Origin of the sequence: Microvirga sp. HBU67558, assembly GCF_018069605.1 — a bacterium.
In the GTDB taxonomy this organism is placed as follows: Bacteria; Pseudomonadota; Alphaproteobacteria; order Rhizobiales; family Beijerinckiaceae; genus Microvirga; species Microvirga terrae.
The window spans coordinates 1-284 of sequence record NZ_JAGPUP010000096.1 but is presented as its reverse complement, the minus strand read 5'-3'; the positions used below and the strand labels follow the sequence as shown (position 1 = coordinate 284).

The window sequence follows — 284 nt, the reverse complement described above, 5'->3', positions numbered from 1 at the left end:
TCCGCCCGGACGAGGCCGGCCACGACCTTGCTGATCCCGGCACTCGACAGGTCAAGCTTGACGGAAGCGGCCTGGACGGTGGCATGGGCGCCCGCCTGCTGCGCCAGCGAGAGACCGTAAGCCAAGGCGGACGAGGTCTCCTCTGGGCCGAACTCCTTCGTCAGGCCGATCAACACGCTCTTGATGTTCCCGATCATGTCGTCCCTCCCGTTTTCTCTGTCTCGAATGAAAACCTTGGAAGACTACCGCATGATCGAGGTACGCCGCCTTGATCTGCCGCAAGG

At 62.7% G+C, this 284-nt stretch carries 1 pseudogene; it reads right to left on the bottom strand.

Annotation, left to right across the window (positions count from 1 at the left end):
• Positions 1-197: pseudogene (locus tag KBI52_RS00390) on the bottom strand (universal stress protein); the annotation flags it as partial.
• Positions 198-284 lie beyond the last annotated feature (87 nt).